Below are 14,828 nucleotides of genomic sequence, written 5' to 3' on the forward strand. Positions count from 1 at the left end.
CGCATGTGCCGCAAGCGGCCGTTCTTGCGATTCGCCGCCCCACTGCTCGACGCCGGCGCGCCTCCGGGACGAAGCAAAAAAAAACGCGCCGCGGAATCCGCGGCGCGTTTCGTATTGCGAGCTGCCTGGACGGCTTACTGCTTGATGGTCCAGTACACGTCGAAGTCGCCTTCCTCGGTGAAGCTCTTCTCGATGCCGGCCTTCCAGGTTTCGTACGGACGGTCGATGGTCTCGGTGCCCTGGGTCATGGCCCAGGCGCGCAGCGCGTCGCGGACCTTCGGCAGGTTGGCCATGTGGCCCTTGAACGGCACCGCGGCGACCTTGGCCGGGCCCAGGAACACGGCCTTGACCGGGCCCTCGACCTTGACCGCCAGCTCGGTGGCCGGACCGGTCTCGCCGATCTTGCGGACCGGCTGGGCGACGTCGAACGAATAGGTTTCGGCGCCGAACTCGTTGGTGATGATGCGCACCGGACCGGCGGCTTCCAGGCCGTTGGCGGCCATCACCTTCTTGATCCACTCGATATTGCTGTTCATCTGCGCCTGGACCTTGGCGTTGTCACGGTCGACGGCGGCGGTGACGATCAGCAGGTTCTCGGCGTCGCGCTGGACGAACTTCGGCGCGTTGGCCGGGTTGTCCTTGCTCAGATCGGCGTAGTCGTAGTTCGGCACCGCGGCGAGCATGTTGCTCAGGCGCGAGAGGCCGAGCTTGATGTCTTCGCCGACGCTGCTGCTGACGTACAGGCCGGAGTAGCGGCCGAGCATGTTCCAGCCGTATTCGACGTCGTAGGTCTGGGTGATCTCGACGTTACGGTTGTTGCGGCCGGTCGGACGCAGGGTGAATTCGGTGCGCTTGTTGTTGCCGCGCAGGATGTCGTCGATCTTGTAGGCGACGCGCTTGCCCGGCTCGGAAGCGGTGATTTCCCAGCTGCCGTTGCCCAGGTTCTTTTCCTTGGAGGAATACTCGAGGCGCGCGCCGACGCCCGACTCCGGACCGGCGAGCTTCAGCTGCATGTTCGGGTCTTTCATGACCAGCGGGTTCCAATCCTTGAACCGGTGCAGGCTGTTCAAGGTGTCAAACACGATCGTCAGCTTGCGGTTGGTCTCCACCGAGTGCGACAGGTGGCGGCTGGACGGCAGCACGACGCCGACGACCAGGAACAGCACGGCGACGATCGCCAGGGAAATCAAAAACTCGATCAGACGGGTCATTCAGGTTTCTCCAAGGCCGGGACCCGGATCGGGCCGGGGCGCAGACCCACAATCGTATCAAGGAAGCCGCGGCCCGGGCAGTCATCCGTTGCAACCGGCCGATGCGGGCAAGCGGGGCCGGAGCGCCCCGGGGCCGCGGGCGCCGGGCGAAATCGCAACATGCGGCTAGGCACGGTTTCGGTGCGGGCGCCGAACGCGCCGCGAGCCGCCCCGATCGGGAACGGAACGGGCCGCTTACGCGCGGCCCGGGGGAACGCCCGGCGCGCTGCGCCGGGCCGGCAGGACTACGCTCAGACCAACTGCAGCTCGAAGGCCTTGAGCACCGCCCGGGTGCGGTCGCGGACGCCGAGTTTCGACAGAATATTGGACACGTGGTTCTTGATCGTGCCCTCCGCCACGCCCAGCGAATTGGCGATTTCCTTGTTGGAGAAGCCGCCGGCCATCAGGCGCAGGATCTCGGTCTCGCGCTCGGTCAGCGGGTCCGGGCGGTCCAGGCTGACGAAATCGTTGCGCATGTGCTCCAGGCCCGACAGCAGGCGCTGGGTGACCGCCGGCTGCACCAGCGAACCGCCGTCGGCCACGGCCTGGATCGCACCGACCAGCTGTTCCAGCGAGACGTCTTTGAGCAGGTAGCCCTTGGCACCGGCCTTGAGCCCGGCCAGCACCAGTTGGTCGTCGTCGAAGGTGGTCAGGATGATGGTCGGCGGCAGGTTACCGGCGCGGGCCAGGGCCTGCAGGGCCTCCAGGCCCGACATCACCGGCATGCGCATGTCCATCAGCACCACGTCCGGGCGAACCTGGGGCACCATTTCTACGGCCTGGCGGCCGTCGCCGGCCTCGGCGACCACTTCGATGCCCTCGGCCAGCGCCAGCAGCGAACGCACGCCCTGGCGGACCAGGGTCTGGTCGTCGACGAGCATGACGCGGATGGTGCGCGCGGGACGGGTGTTATCGGCGCTGGCATTGCTGGAGCTGGGGGTCATGCAGTGACTCCTTCACAGGCGGCGGCCGCGGCCGCCGAGGCCGGCAACGTGAGGTGCAGGCAGAAGCCCGCCTCCGGCCGGGTTTCGATACGCAGGTCGCCGCCGTGCTGGACCAGGCGCTCGCGCATGCCGCGCAGGCCGTTGCCGGAGACGGGGTTGTCGGCGCCGTGGCCGTCGTCGCGCGCGTCCATCACGATGCAGTCGTTGTGGCGACGCACCTGGATGTCGAGATGGCGCGCGCCGGCGTGACGCACGGCGTTGGTGATGATTTCCTGGGTGCAGCGCATCAGCACGTGGGCGCGCTCGGGGTCGTCGAGGGTCAGCGGGGTCTCGATGTCCATGCGGATGTCGAGCGCGGGGACGTTCTCGGCCAGCGGGCGCAGAGCCACGGCCAGGTCGATCGCGCCGTTCTCGCGCAGCTGGCTCACCGCTTCGCGCACGTCGGTCAGCAGCAACCTCGCCAGAGTATGCGCCTGCTGCACGTGCTCCTTGGCGCGGCCGTCGGAAAGATGTCCGGCGACCTCCAGATTCAGGCTCAGCGCGGTCAAATGGTGGCCGAGCAGATCGTGCAGCTCGCGCGAAATGCGGGTGCGCTCGTTGATGCGCGCGCTTTCGGCCAGCAGAGCGCGGGTGGCGCGCAGCTCCGCGTTGAGCCGGCGCTGCTCCTCGCGCGCCTGGGTCTGCTGCAGCGCGACCAGCGCGGTCACGAACACGAAGCTGGAGAAGCCCATGTACAGCAGCGACTGCAGCACCGCAACCAGCGGCGGGATGTCCAGCGCCTGCACGAACACCGGGGTGATCGCCAGGTTGCCCACCAGCAGCCAGACGATGCCCACCCGCAGCGGCAGCATCCAGGGCAGCAGGCCGGCGATGACCATGAACAGCACGCTGCCCAGGCCGGTATTGGAGTAGTAGCTGACCCCGATCGCGCAGCCGGTCAGCACCAGCAGCAGCAGATGGTCGACGATGCCGGTCTGGCGCTCGCCCAGCGAACGGGTGATCCACCAATAGACGATGCCGAAGGTCAGGTAGACCGCGACCCAGCGCAGCACCTGCAGGTAGACCGGCACCAGCGACTGGCCCGGTTCGACCTGGAAATAGCCCGGATCGAGCCAGATCGACAGCAGCCAGCAGCCCAGCAGGCCCCAGGTGAACAGGCCGGCGTAACGCAGCAGTCGGGTGTGGGTGAGGCGCGCCAGCATGAACGCATGCTAACGGCTGCGGCTGCGCTCGGAGCCGTCCGAAAGTAATGGAACGCCGCTGGCGCCCGCCAGCGGCCATATCCGGCATTCCGGCGCCCTGTCCGCCCAGCGGTCGCCGGGATGGGGCGGCCATGCGATAATCGGCCCGCCGGCCACATATCTCGTGGCCGGCTTGCGAATACTGGAGCCCGGAATGTCGATCGTCGTCCGCGACGTGCGTGAGCACGAGCTGGATTCCGTCCTTGCACTCAACAATGCTGCCGGGCCCGCGATCCTGCCGCTGGATGCGGCGAGACTGCGTCACTTCTTCGACCACGCCGAGTATTTCCGGGTCGCCGAACGCGACGGGACCATGGCCGGCTTCTTGATCGGCATGGGCAGTCACTCCGAGCACGACAGCAGCAATTTCCGCTGGTTCCGTGAGCGCTACCCGGACTTCTTCTATATCGACCGCATCGTGGTGGCCAGCCGCCGTCGCGGCGGCGGCGTCGGCCGCGCGTTCTATGCCGACGCTCAGAGCTATGCCGAGCTGCGCTACCCGCAGCTGGCCTGCGAGGTGTTCCTGGAAGGCGGCAACGACCCGGCGCTGCTGTTCCACGGCAGCTTCGGCTTCCGCGAGGTCGGCCAGCACGTCATGGCCGAGGCCGACGTGCGCGCGGCGATGCTGATGAAACCGCTGTGCAGCTACCCCTGGGTGCGCGAAACCTACGGCGACCAGCTGCCCGAGCAGCCCTGGCTGACCCGACCGCGCGTCGCCATCGCCCACGACGATTCCCTGGCGCAACGCCCGACGGGAACCTGTCCGTGAGCGTGGCGGTGGATTACGAACAGGCCGGCGAACTCAAGATCGGTCAGGTCGGCATCGCCAACCTGCGCGTGCGCACCCTCGACGTGCCGCGCCTGATCGAGGAAATGCGCGGCCGCGTGCAGCGCGCGCCCAAGTTGTTCGGCCGCGCCGCGGTGGTGATCGACTTCGGCGGCCTCAGCCACACCCCCGACGCCGCGACCGCACAGGCGCTGCTGGACGGCCTGCGCGCCGCCGGCGTGCTGCCGGTGGCCCTGGCCTACGGCACCAGCGAGACCGAGCGGCTGTCCGAGGCCCTGGGCCTGCCGTTGCTGGCGAAATTCCGCGCCCAGTACGAGCGCGGCGACGACGAATCCGCGCCGCCGGCCGCTGCGCCGGCGCCCGCGCGCCGGGAAGCGGCTGCTCCCGCTCCGGCACCGGCCAAGGCCGCCGCGCCCGCCGCCGCGCCCGGGCTGATCCAGTCAGCGCCGGTGCGCTCGGGCCAGCAGATCTACGCCGAAAACCGCGACCTGACCGTGCTCACCGCGGTCGGCGCCGGCGCCGAGGTGATCGCCGACGGCTCGGTGCACATCTACGGCCCGCTGCGCGGCCGCGCGCTGGCCGGGGCGCAGGGCAATCCGCAAGCGCGCATCTTTTGCCGCGAGTTCCATGCCGAACTCGTGGCCATCGCCGGCCACTACAAAGTGCTGGAAGACATCCCCAAGACCTTGCGCGGCAAAGCCGTGCAGGTCTGGCTCGAAGACGAACAGATCATGATCGCGGCGCTGGACTGAGGCCGCACTTTTGGAGGAATACAACTTGGCCGAAATCATCGTAGTCACCTCGGGCAAGGGCGGCGTGGGCAAGACCACGACCAGCGCCAGCGTCGCTTGCGGCCTCGCCCGCCGCGGCCACAAGGTCGCCGTCATCGACTTCGACGTCGGTCTGCGCAACCTGGACCTGATCATGGGCTGCGAACGCCGCGTGGTGTACGACTTCGTCAACGTCGTCAACGGCGAAGCGACGCTCAAGCAGTCGCTGATCAAGGACAAGCGCTTCGACAACCTGTTCGTGCTGGCCGCCTCGCAGACCCGCGACAAGGACGCGCTGACCAAGGAAGGCGTGCAGAAGGTGCTCGACGATCTGATCGCCGAAGGTTTCGACTACATCGTCTGCGATTCGCCCGCCGGCATCGAAAAGGGCGCGTTCCTGGCCATGTACTTCGCCGACCAAGCGGTGGTGGTGGTGAACCCGGAAGTGTCCTCGGTGCGCGACTCCGACCGCATCCTGGGCCTGCTCGCGTCCAAGACCCGCCGCGCCGAGAACGGCGAGCGCGTCAAGGAACACCTGCTGCTGACCCGCTACAGCCCCAAGCGCGTGGAAACCGGCGAGATGCTCAGCGTCGGCGACGTCGAGGAGATCCTCGGCCTCAAGACCATCGGCGTCATCCCCGAATCCGGCGACGTGCTCAACGCCTCCAACAAGGGCGAACCGGTGATCCTGGAAACCGAATCCGACGCCGCCCAGGCCTACGACGACGCGGTCGCGCGCCTGCTCGGCGACACCCGTCCGATGCGCTTCGTGCAAGTGGAAAAGAAAGGCTTCTTCAGCAAGATCTTCGGAGGCTGAGCATGGGACTGTTCGACTTCCTGCTGGCCAAGAAGCAGACCGCCTCGGTCGCAAAGGACCGCCTGCGCATCATCGTCGCGCACGAGCGGGCCGGACGCGGCGGCCCCGAGTATTTGCCGATGCTGCAGCGCGAGCTGCTCGAAGTGATCCGCAAGTACGTCAACGTCGATGTCGAGTCGGTCAAGGTCGACGTGGTCAAGGAAGGCGAGCACGACGTGCTCGATATTTCCGTGGCCCTGCCCGATCGCCCGAGCCCGGCTTAAGGCTAGTAACGAGTAGCTAGGAATTAGTAGTTAGGAACTAGCAAGTAGTTGGCGGCGAAAGCTTGCCCCGTGCCTCTACTAGTTCCTATTTCCTAACGACTATTTCCTAGCCCCATGCTAACCCTGTCCGACATCGACTTCGACGCCGTCGCCGCGCTGCTCGCGCGCTACGGCCTGGTCTTGTCGCGGGTCGCCGACGGCGACGCCATTCCCGGCAGCTACTGGGGCGAGTGCGAAGCCGGACTGATCGGCAGCACCGTGTACGCACGCGCCGACACGCCGGTGCATTCGCTGCTGCACGAAGCCGCGCACCTGATCGTACTGCCGCCGCAACGCCGCGCCGCCGTGCACACCGACGCCACCGATTCGGTCGAGGAAGAAGACGCGGTGTGCGTGCTGCAAAGCCTGCTCGGCGACGCCCTGCCCGGCGTGGGCCGCGAGCGCGTGCTCGCCGACATGGACGAATGGGGCTACACCTTCCGCCTGGGCTCGGCCCGCGCCTATGTCGAGCACGATGCCGAGACGGCCTGGCAATGGCTGCACGAGCGCGGCCTGGCCGATGCGGCGCGGCGCGGCTTGATCCTGCCGGCGCTTTCCCCGGCGATTACCGTCTGATATCCGACTGCTACCGCGGCGCCGCCGCGCAGCGCGCCCACAGGCGCTGCCCGGCGACGGCCACCGCGGCCGTCGCGCACGCCCTCCGGGCGCACGCATTGGGGCTCGCTACAGCCCCGCATTCGATACCGTCCCTGGCACGGCCGATCCAATGGGTACTCGCGTCGTGCGTTGCGGCCTTGCGGCCCGCGCCGAAAGCGTTCCTTCGCCGCGGCCGCCGTCTCCAGACGGTGCCGCCGAGTCCTTGAGCTCCCCACCCACCATCATCGCCGCTGACGTCCCGACGGCATCCCTTGCCGCCGGCGACCGGTCCATCTCCTACCTCGCGCCCGAGGGCTCGCTAGAGCCGCGTCGGACGAGCATCCATGGCTCGGCGCGGCCATCCGGGCGCACGCCGTCGAGCATTTCACTACCTCTCCCTGAAACCCCGTAACGCAAACAGGACATTCCCACCCGGCACTCCGACACCCTCCCCGGCGTCGGCTGGTCGGTCCTGCGCAGCGCGTCTGGCGCCGGCGCGAATCGGACCTTCCTGGGCGTACCGGGCGACAACCCCGGTGTCCTGGAGCGTCACCTTTCCTGCTTCTGGGTCACAAATCAAATTATTCTTTTGTGACTGCTGTCGGTTGTAGTCGATGTTTTGCGGCCCAGCAAGCCTACATTCAGGAATTTGCGTGGCATCGCATTTACCGGTAGTTAACGGCTTTAGACCGCGTGTAGCCGCCAAATTAGCGGCAATCTGCAGGCAAGGTTCATGTAACCTTCACGGAAACATGAACGCTAGCTGTACGGAGTTGGCACGGCTGTTGCCGCTATGCGTCACCCATTGCGTTATCCAATCGCCCGTTGGCAGCGGGTCCTGCGCGAAATTGCGCGAACCCGCGCGGAAGGCCGCGACCGGACCAGGCGCCCGGCAACTTGCGCACAGCCGCGCGGCAGGTGCCGGCAAGAGCCGCAGCGGAACCGCCGCACAGGCCGGATATTCACCCGCATACGGGCCTTTCCGGCCTTGCGCGGCACCGGACGGGCCTCTAGCCTCGGGGCACCCCGCGCCCGGCGCGGCGTAATTCGTCCCGGAGAGAACACCCTATGAAACCCTTACGCGCCCTGCTCGCGCTCAGCATTACCGCCGCCGTGATCGGCCTGGCCGGTTGCAAGAAAGAACCGACCCCGACCACCACCGGCACCGCGCCGACCACCGTGCCCAAGGGCGAGACCGCCGACCAGTTCATCGCCCGCGTCAACGCCGAGTACAAGGCGATGTATCCGGAGATGAGTTCGGCGCAGTGGCTGTCGAACACCTTCATCAACGACGACAGCGCCATGATCGCGGCCAAGAGCAACGAACGTTGGCTGACCCAGCTCAACAGCTGGATCGAGCAGTCCAAGCGCTTCGAAGGCCAGCAGATGACGCCCGACACCGCGCGTTCGATCCAGCTGCTCAAGCTGCTGACCGCGATGCCGGCGCCGAAGGATCCGGCCAAGCTCGCCGAGCTGACCAGGATCGCGACCAAGATGGACGGCATGTACGGCGCCGGCAAGTACTGCACCGGCGAAGGCGACGCCAAGACCTGCCGCCAGCTCGGCGACCTCGAAGACGTGCTGCGCAGCAGCCGCGACTACGACGCCCAGCTCGACGCCTGGCAAGGCTGGCACACCATCGCCCAGCCGATGCGCAAGGACTACACCCGCTTCGTCGAGCTGGTCAACGAAGGCGCGCGCGACATGGGCTACGCCGACACCGGCGAGATGTGGCGCTCGGGCTACGACATGAGCCCGGCCGAGATCGCGGCCGAGACCGATCGCCTGTGGGGTCAGGTCAAGCCGCTGTACGAGCAGCTGCACTGCTACACCCGCACCAAGCTCGAAGCCACCTACGGCGCCGACAAGGGCCACGTCGCCGGCAACATGCTGCCCGCGCACCTGATGGGCAACATGTGGCAGCAGGACTGGGGCAACCTGTGGGACGTGCTGGCGCCGTACAAGAACGCCGGCAGCCTGGACGTCACCGCTGCGCTGGCCGCGCAGTACCAGGAGCAGTTCGATGCACAGATGGCCAAGAACCCGGACTCGCGCGAGCCCGAGGAGCAGGCGCAGCTGCAGGTCGACGCCCAGCTCGCGACCGCGCGCGAGATGACCGAACGCGCGCAGGACTTCTACGTCTCGCTGGGCATGCCCAAGCTGCCCGAGACCTATTGGAGCAAGACCCAGTTCATCAAGCCGCGCGACCGCGACGTGGTCTGCCACGCCAGCGCCTGGGACATGAACATGGCCGGCGACGTGCGCACCAAGATGTGCATCAAGGCCAACGAAGAAGACTTCACCACGATCTATCACGAACTCGGCCACGTCTATTACTACATGGCCTACAACAAGCAGCCGCCGCTGTTCCAGGGCGGCGCGCACGACGGCTTCCACGAGGCCATCGGCGACACCATCGTGCTGGCGATGACGCCCAAGTATTTGCAGTCGATCGGCCTGGTCGGCGATCAGCAGCAGAGCAATGAGGCGCTGATCAACGCGCAGATGCGCATGGCCCTGGCCAAGGTCTCGTTCCTGCCGTTCGGCCTGATGATCGACCGCTGGCGCTGGGGCGTGTTCGACGGCTCGATCAAGCCGGGCGACTACAACAAGGCCTGGTGGGACCTGAAGGCGAAGTACCAGGGCGTGGCCCCGGCGACCGCGCGCGGCGAAGAGTTCTTCGACGCCGGCGCCAAGTACCACGTGCCGGGCAACACCCCGTACACGCGCTACTTCCTCTCGCACGTGCTGCAGTTCCAGTTCTACAAGGCGCTGTGCGATGCGTCGGGCTACAAGGGCCCGCTGTACGAATGCAGCTTCTACGGCAACAAGGCAGCCGGCGCGAAGTTCCAGGCCATGCTGAGCAAGGGCCAGAGCCAGCCCTGGCAGAAGACCCTGAAGGAACTCACCGGCGGCGAGAAGATGGACGCCTCGGCGGTGCTGGAATACTTCGCCCCGCTGCAGACCTGGCTGAAGCAGCAGAACGAAGGCAAGACCTGCGGCTGGCAGGCCGACGGCAAGGTCGCCGCGGCCAAGCCCGCAAGCAAGCCGGCCGGCGGCAAGGGCTGATCGCCCCGCCGCTACGTCGCAACGCCTCGAAAGGCCGGCGCATGCCGGCCTTTCGTATTTTCGGGTAACGACATCCTGAGGAAGCGATGCTCGCGCGGGTCCCGACCTTATGTGGGAGCGACGTGAGTCGCGATTGCGCAGCCCCGTGCGACGACGAATCACGATTCGCATTGCTTCCGCAGTCGTCCGATACCGAAGCCGCGCAACATGCGATCGCCGCGACGGCATCGCCATCCACGGCAGACTTCGAACATCGCTAAAGCGTTCCGACGATTGACCAGGGCAAGCGCGAACAACGTCGCAATCCGCATCGCCTCGATGTGAGCCTCGTCAAGTTATGCGTCGGCGCGCGCTGCTACGGTCGCCGACATGTCGAACCCCACGCCTGCGGATAGCCGGGTCGTCTCGCGCTGGACCGTGCCCTTGCTGATCGCCGCGCTCGCGCTGGCCAGTGCGCTGGTCGTCGCTCTGGGCTGGCAGCTGCATCAGGCCCGCGAGAATCAACGCTGGTTGTCGCAACGCGCGACCCAGCCCTACATCGGCATGTACGTGCCGCGCATCGCGATGGCCTCGCTGGACGGGGCCAGCCGCACCCTCGGCCAGCCCGCCGGCGACTATCAGGTGCTTTACTTCTTCACCACCGGCTGCCCGCACTGCCGCGCTTCGGCGCCGCTGGTGAAGGCGATCGCGGGCCAGCTCGACGCCGCCTCGGGCGGCCGCGCCGAGATGATAGGTGTGGCCCTGGACCCGGCCGCCGCCGCAGACGCCTACGCGCGCGAGCACGGCTTCGCGTTTCCGGTGATCGCCAGCCAGGACCGGCGCAGCGCGATGCTGTTCCGCGCGCGCAACGTGCCGCTGCTGCTGGTGATCGGCCGCGATGGCCGCGTGCGCTACGCGCGCGTGGGCGAGATCAATACCAAGGAAGGCGTCAACGGTGTACTGACCGCGGTACGGCGCAAGGAAGCGTCGCCAGCGGGCCCCACCACCAAGGAGAGTTGAGATGAAGCATCGGACACGCAGTGTGCGCATCGCCCTGGCTGCCTTGCTGTTCTCCACCGCGATGAGCTTCGGCGCCTTCCAGGTCGTCGCCGGCGACGGCGCCGGCGTACAGGCCGAAAGCGAAGCCTGCAGCGCCTGGGCCTGTCGCCAGGAATGCCAGGGTTTCGGCGGCGACCTCGGTCCCGGCGGTCCGGGCCAGCCCCTGCAGTGCTATTGCTGCGGCTAAGCCCGACGTTCGGCACCACGCAAGTCCGCAAGCGGCCGGCGCAACCGCGTCGGCCGCTTGCCTGCCCCCTTTGCGAAGCGCGCGCCGGCGGCGCAATACTGCGGCCATGAGCACGCGCCCCGCCCCCGCAGCTGCCGACCTGGCGCCGCAACCGCTGCAGCACGCCACCGCCCTGCCCGCGCATTACTACACCGACCCGGGCATGGCCGCGCTGGACCGGCGCCTGATCTTCGATCGCGGCTGGCAGCTGATCGCGCACGTTTGCCAGTTGCAGAACCCGGGCGACCACGTCGTCGCCGACTTCGCCGGACTGCCGGTGCTCGCGGTGCGCGGCGAGGACGGCGACATCCGCGTGCTGCACAACGTCTGCCGCCACCGCGCCGGCCCGATAGCGAGCTGCGACGGCCTGGCCGCGCGCGCGCTGCGCTGCCGCTACCACGGCTGGACCTACGGCCTGGACGGCGTGCTGCGCTCGGCTCCTGAGATGGGCCAGACACCGGACTTCGCCCCCGCCGACATACGCCTGCCGCAGCTGCGCGTGCAGGTGTGGCAGGGCATGGTGTTCGCCTGCGTCGGCGAGCCGGCGATGGGTTTCGACGAACTCGTACAGGACATCGACGCGCGCATCGGCGCCGGCCGCGGCCTGGCCGGCTACGGCCATCACCACCGGGTGAGTTACGACGTGGCCTGCAACTGGAAGGTCTACATCGACAACTACCTGGAGGGCTACCACGTCCCGCACATCCACCCGGGCCTCAACCGCCTGCTCGACTACCGCAGCTACGTCACCGAAACCGCGCGCTGGTATTCCTACCAATGGAGCCCGCTGGAAAGCGGCGACGGCCTCTACGGCGACGGCGACGCGCTGTACTACTGGCTGTGGCCGAACACCATGCTCAACATCCTGCCGGGGCGGCTGCAGACCAATCGGGTGGTGCCGGTCGGCGTGGATCGCTGCAGGGTGGTGTTCGACTTCTACTACACCCGCGACGATTCCGGCGAAGCGCGCGCACGCCGCGACGCCGACCTCGCCTTCAGCGACGAAGTGCAGCTCGAAGACCTCACCATCTGCGAGGACGTACAACGCGGACTGGCCTCGGGCAGCTACGTCGCCGGACGCCTGAACCCGCTGCGCGAGAACGCGGTCCACCACTTTCAAGAACTGCTGCGTGCGACCTATCGCGACGCCGCCGACGCGAACGGCGCATGAGCGCCCAGGGCCGACCGCTCGGTATGTGGTCGGCCACCGCGCTGGTTACCGGCAGCATGATCGGCAGCGGCGTATTCCTGCTGCCGTCGGCGCTCGCGCCCTACGGCTCGGCGACCCTGATCGGCTGGGCGATCACCCTGTGCGGCGCATTGCTGCTGGCGCTGACCTTCGCGCGTCTGTCGGCGCGCTGGCCGCATAGCGGCGGCCCCTATGTCTACGCCCGCCGGGCCTTCGGCGACACGCCCGGTTTCGTGATCGCCTGGAGTTACTGGATCTCGATCTGGTGCGCCAACGCCGCGATCGCGGTCGCCTTCGCCGGCAGCCTGGGCGCGGTGTTTCCGGCGGCGACCGCGACTCCGGCGCGCGCCGCGGCCTGCGCGCTCGCGGCGCTGTGGATCTGCAGCGCGGTCAACCTGGCCGGCATCCGCGAGGCCGGCCGCATGCAACTGCTGACCACCGCGCTGAAGCTGTTGCCGTTGCTGCTGTTCGGCGGGGTCGCGCTGTGGTTCGCATATGCACACGCGGCGGATACCCATGCGGCGGCAGCTTTCAATCCCAGCGGCGAATCCCTGTCGCAGGTCGCGCACGCGACCGCCGCGCTGACGCTGTGGGCCTTCCTCGGCCTGGAAGCGGCGACCGTGCCGGCCGGCGCGGTGCGCGACGCCGCGACCACGGTGCCGCGTGCGACCCTGCTCGGCACCCTGATCGCGGGTGCGGCGACCATCCTGGCCTGCACCGCCGTGCTCGGCGTGCTGCCGGCGTCGGTCCTGCAGACGTCGCAGGCCCCCATGGCCGACGCCGCGCGCGCCTTGTGGGGGCCGCAGGCCGGGATCGCGGTGGCGCTGGTGGCCGCGGTGTCCTGCTTCGGCGCGCTCAATGGCTGGGTGCTGTTGTCGGCGCAGTTGCCGCTGGCGGCCGCGCGCGACGGCCTGTTCCCGCAGGTGTTCGCGCGCGTCGATGCGCGCGGCACGCCGGTGGCGGGCGTGCTGATCGGCAGCGCGCTGGCCTCGGCGCTGGTGCTGTCGAACTACAGCCGTTCGCTGGTGCAGCTGTTCACCTTCTCGATCCTGCTGTCGACCGCCGCAACGCTGCTGCCCTACGTGGCCGGCAGCGCGGCCTGGGCGCTGCGCGGCCAGGGCCGCAGCCGCGCGGTCGCGGCCGCGGCGCTGCTCTACAGCCTGTACGCCCTGTTCGGCATCGGCGCGCAGGCCCTGCTATGGGGCGCGGCGCTGGTCGCCGCCGGCCTGCCGCTGCACTACTACCTGCGGCGTCAGCGCGCGGGCGCGGCCGGATAAACCCAGGTCGCGAAGAACGCCGACAGGTCACGGCCGCTGACCTGTTCCATCGAGCGCTGGAAATCCTGGGTGACCACGGCAGTGCCGCGGTGGGCGCGGGTGTACTCGCGCAGGCCATGCCAGAACAGCTCGTCGCCGAGTTCCTCGCGCAGCAGGTGCAGCACGTAGGCGCCCTTCTGGTAGACCACGGCGCGATCGTCGCCGCTGGGCTTGTCCCAGTCCGGGAACACCAGCGGTTTGTCCTTGCCGGTTTCCTTGAGCTTCTCGTAGCGGCGCTTCCAGCCCTCGACCTGCTTGAGGTAGTCCTCGCGGCCGAAGCGCTGCTCCATATAGCTGGCGGCGAGGAAGTTGGCGAAGCCCTCGTTGAGCCAGAAGTGGCCCCAGTCGCGGCAGGTGACCAGGTTGCCCCACCACTGGTGCGCGGCCTCGTGCGCGATCAGCGATTCGTCGCGGCGGTCGGCGAGCACGCCGCGGCCGTAGTCTTCCGACATCAGCGAGAAGCCGGCGAGTTCCTGGCCGATCGTGCGCGCGACCAGCGCCTGGGTGTAGACGCCGCCCGGATACGGCACGCCGGCGCGGCGTTCGAAGTAGCGCAGCATGTCGCCGCTGTCGGCGAAGACCCGGCGCAGCTCGCTTTGGCTGTAACCGGCGCCGAGGTAGCGCAGGCGCACGCGGCTGCCGCGGTCGCTGGCTTCTTCGAACGGGCCGGCGGCGAAACCGTAGGTGTAGGCCGGCATTGGCACGGTCTGGCGCCAGCGGTGCAGTTCGAGGCCGTTGCCCAGGCTGCGGCGGCCGACCAGATAGCCGTTGCCGACCGCCTTGAGTCCGGTCGGCAGAGCCACGCTCAGGTCCAGGGTCGCGCGCTCGTCGGGCGCGTCGATACCGACCAGCCATTGCGCGGTCGAGAACAGGGTGTAGACCTGGCGCCGCTCGGGATGGAACTGCAGGCCGAACTTGGGCGTGCCGTGGTAGTTGACCGTGACCTCGCGCAGCTGCCCGCGCAACGCCGGCCGCGACAACCGGATCTTGAGCACGCGCCCGGTCTGGTCGAAGGACAGCGAACGCTCGCCCTCGCGCACCCGGTCGATGTCCAGGCCGTCGCGGTCGAGCACGATCAGGTCGGTGGAATCCACCGTGGCGACGAAGCGCACCGAGACCTCGCCCTTGACGCTGCGGGTCTTGAGATCGGGTTCGATCCGGGCGACGTAATGGCGCACGTCGATATCGCGCGCCGGCGCGGCGGCCGCCCAGGCCAAGGCCAATACCAGGCCCATGCGCCGGATCGTGCGCGCCTGCGGTCGTATCCGCGCTGGGTTTCTAT

14 protein-coding genes are annotated in these 14,828 nt (G+C 68.2%); 10 read left to right on the plus strand and 4 right to left on the minus strand.

What is annotated here, in order from left to right; genetic code table 11:
* Positions 1-134 precede the first annotated feature (134 nt).
* The 3 genes from ASE10_RS16630 to ASE10_RS16640 form a co-directional block, all read right to left on the minus strand.
* Positions 135-1,211: an SRPBCC family protein gene (locus ASE10_RS16630; protein ID WP_055900979.1), complete on the minus strand. Its 1,077-nt coding sequence runs from the start codon at positions 1,209-1,211 to the stop codon at positions 135-137.
* Between the two features lie 290 nt (positions 1,212-1,501).
* A complete protein-coding gene (locus tag ASE10_RS16635; protein WP_055900982.1) occupies positions 1,502-2,194 on the minus strand; it encodes a response regulator transcription factor in 693 nt (230 codons plus the stop codon).
* A complete protein-coding gene (locus ASE10_RS16640) occupies positions 2,191-3,396 on the minus strand; it encodes a sensor histidine kinase (RefSeq protein WP_055900984.1) in 1,206 nt (401 codons plus the stop codon). Before ASE10_RS16640 ends, ASE10_RS16635 begins: the two co-directional genes overlap by 4 nt.
* A 193-nt stretch (positions 3,397-3,589) precedes the next feature.
* Here ASE10_RS16640 and ASE10_RS16645 point away from each other — a divergent pair, with 193 nt between their 5' ends.
* From ASE10_RS16645 to ASE10_RS16690, 10 genes are all read left to right on the plus strand, one after another.
* Positions 3,590-4,204 (plus strand): GNAT family N-acetyltransferase, encoded by a 615-nt coding sequence (locus ASE10_RS16645; RefSeq protein WP_055900988.1) that lies wholly within the window; start codon positions 3,590-3,592, stop codon positions 4,202-4,204.
* Positions 4,201-4,974, plus strand: coding sequence for a septum site-determining protein MinC (gene minC / locus ASE10_RS16650; protein ID WP_055900990.1), 774 nt, complete (start codon positions 4,201-4,203; stop codon positions 4,972-4,974). Before ASE10_RS16645 ends, minC begins: the two co-directional genes overlap by 4 nt.
* A gap of 25 nt (positions 4,975-4,999) precedes the next feature.
* Positions 5,000-5,809, plus strand: coding sequence for a septum site-determining protein MinD (gene minD, locus ASE10_RS16655; RefSeq protein WP_055901526.1), 810 nt, complete (start codon positions 5,000-5,002; stop codon positions 5,807-5,809).
* 2 nt (positions 5,810-5,811) lie between these two features.
* Positions 5,812-6,072: a cell division topological specificity factor MinE gene (gene minE, locus ASE10_RS16660; RefSeq protein ID WP_055900993.1), complete on the plus strand. Its 261-nt coding sequence runs from the start codon at positions 5,812-5,814 to the stop codon at positions 6,070-6,072.
* A gap of 114 nt (positions 6,073-6,186) precedes the next feature.
* Positions 6,187-6,687 (plus strand): hypothetical protein, encoded by a 501-nt coding sequence (locus ASE10_RS16665; RefSeq protein WP_056305759.1) that lies wholly within the window; start codon positions 6,187-6,189, stop codon positions 6,685-6,687.
* Between the two features lie 1,089 nt (positions 6,688-7,776).
* Entirely contained in the window at positions 7,777-9,777 is a 2,001-nt protein-coding gene (locus ASE10_RS16670) for a M2 family metallopeptidase (protein ID WP_056305762.1), read from the plus strand.
* 369 nt (positions 9,778-10,146) lie between these two features.
* A complete protein-coding gene (locus ASE10_RS16675; RefSeq protein WP_082586130.1) occupies positions 10,147-10,776 on the plus strand; it encodes a TlpA disulfide reductase family protein in 630 nt (209 codons plus the stop codon).
* Between the two features lies 1 nt (position 10,777).
* Positions 10,778-11,002, plus strand: a complete 225-nt coding sequence (locus ASE10_RS16680; RefSeq protein WP_055901004.1) for a hypothetical protein — start codon at positions 10,778-10,780, stop codon at positions 11,000-11,002.
* A gap of 106 nt (positions 11,003-11,108) precedes the next feature.
* Positions 11,109-12,212 carry an aromatic ring-hydroxylating dioxygenase subunit alpha gene (locus ASE10_RS16685; protein ID WP_055901006.1) on the plus strand — a complete coding sequence of 368 codons (1,104 nt, stop codon included), beginning with the start codon at positions 11,109-11,111 and terminating at the stop codon, positions 12,210-12,212.
* Positions 12,209-13,507 (plus strand): amino acid permease, encoded by a 1,299-nt coding sequence (locus tag ASE10_RS16690; RefSeq protein ID WP_055901010.1) that lies wholly within the window; start codon positions 12,209-12,211, stop codon positions 13,505-13,507. The genes ASE10_RS16685 and ASE10_RS16690 overlap by 4 nt, the downstream gene beginning before the upstream one ends.
* Here ASE10_RS16690 and ASE10_RS16695 read toward each other — a convergent pair.
* Positions 13,483-14,781: a M1 family metallopeptidase gene (locus ASE10_RS16695; protein ID WP_055901012.1), complete on the minus strand. Its 1,299-nt coding sequence runs from the start codon at positions 14,779-14,781 to the stop codon at positions 13,483-13,485. The genes ASE10_RS16690 and ASE10_RS16695 overlap by 25 nt on opposite strands.
* Positions 14,782-14,828: the final 47 nt, after the last annotated feature.

The sequence above is a fragment of the Lysobacter sp. Root76 genome (genome assembly GCF_001428685.1).
Taxonomy (GTDB): Bacteria; Pseudomonadota; Gammaproteobacteria; order Xanthomonadales; family Xanthomonadaceae; genus Lysobacter.

Coding starts and splice junctions, on each gene's coding strand:
- ASE10_RS16630 (WP_055900979.1), bottom strand. CDS start 1,211: ATGACCCGTCTGATCGAGTTTTTGATTTCCCTGGCGATCGTCGCCGTG.
- ASE10_RS16635 (WP_055900982.1), bottom strand. CDS start 2,194: ATGACCCCCAGCTCCAGCAATGCCAGCGCCGATAACACCCGTCCCGCG.
- ASE10_RS16640 (WP_055900984.1), bottom strand. CDS start 3,396: ATGCTGGCGCGCCTCACCCACACCCGACTGCTGCGTTACGCCGGCCTG.
- ASE10_RS16645 (WP_055900988.1), top strand. CDS start 3,590: ATGTCGATCGTCGTCCGCGACGTGCGTGAGCACGAGCTGGATTCCGTC.
- minE (WP_055900993.1), top strand. CDS start 5,812: ATGGGACTGTTCGACTTCCTGCTGGCCAAGAAGCAGACCGCCTCGGTC.
- ASE10_RS16665 (WP_056305759.1), top strand. CDS start 6,187: ATGCTAACCCTGTCCGACATCGACTTCGACGCCGTCGCCGCGCTGCTC.
- ASE10_RS16670 (WP_056305762.1), top strand. CDS start 7,777: ATGAAACCCTTACGCGCCCTGCTCGCGCTCAGCATTACCGCCGCCGTG.
- ASE10_RS16675 (WP_082586130.1), top strand. CDS start 10,147: ATGTCGAACCCCACGCCTGCGGATAGCCGGGTCGTCTCGCGCTGGACC.
- ASE10_RS16680 (WP_055901004.1), top strand. CDS start 10,778: ATGAAGCATCGGACACGCAGTGTGCGCATCGCCCTGGCTGCCTTGCTG.
- ASE10_RS16685 (WP_055901006.1), top strand. CDS start 11,109: ATGAGCACGCGCCCCGCCCCCGCAGCTGCCGACCTGGCGCCGCAACCG.
- ASE10_RS16690 (WP_055901010.1), top strand. CDS start 12,209: ATGAGCGCCCAGGGCCGACCGCTCGGTATGTGGTCGGCCACCGCGCTG.
- ASE10_RS16695 (WP_055901012.1), bottom strand. CDS start 14,781: ATGGGCCTGGTATTGGCCTTGGCCTGGGCGGCCGCCGCGCCGGCGCGC.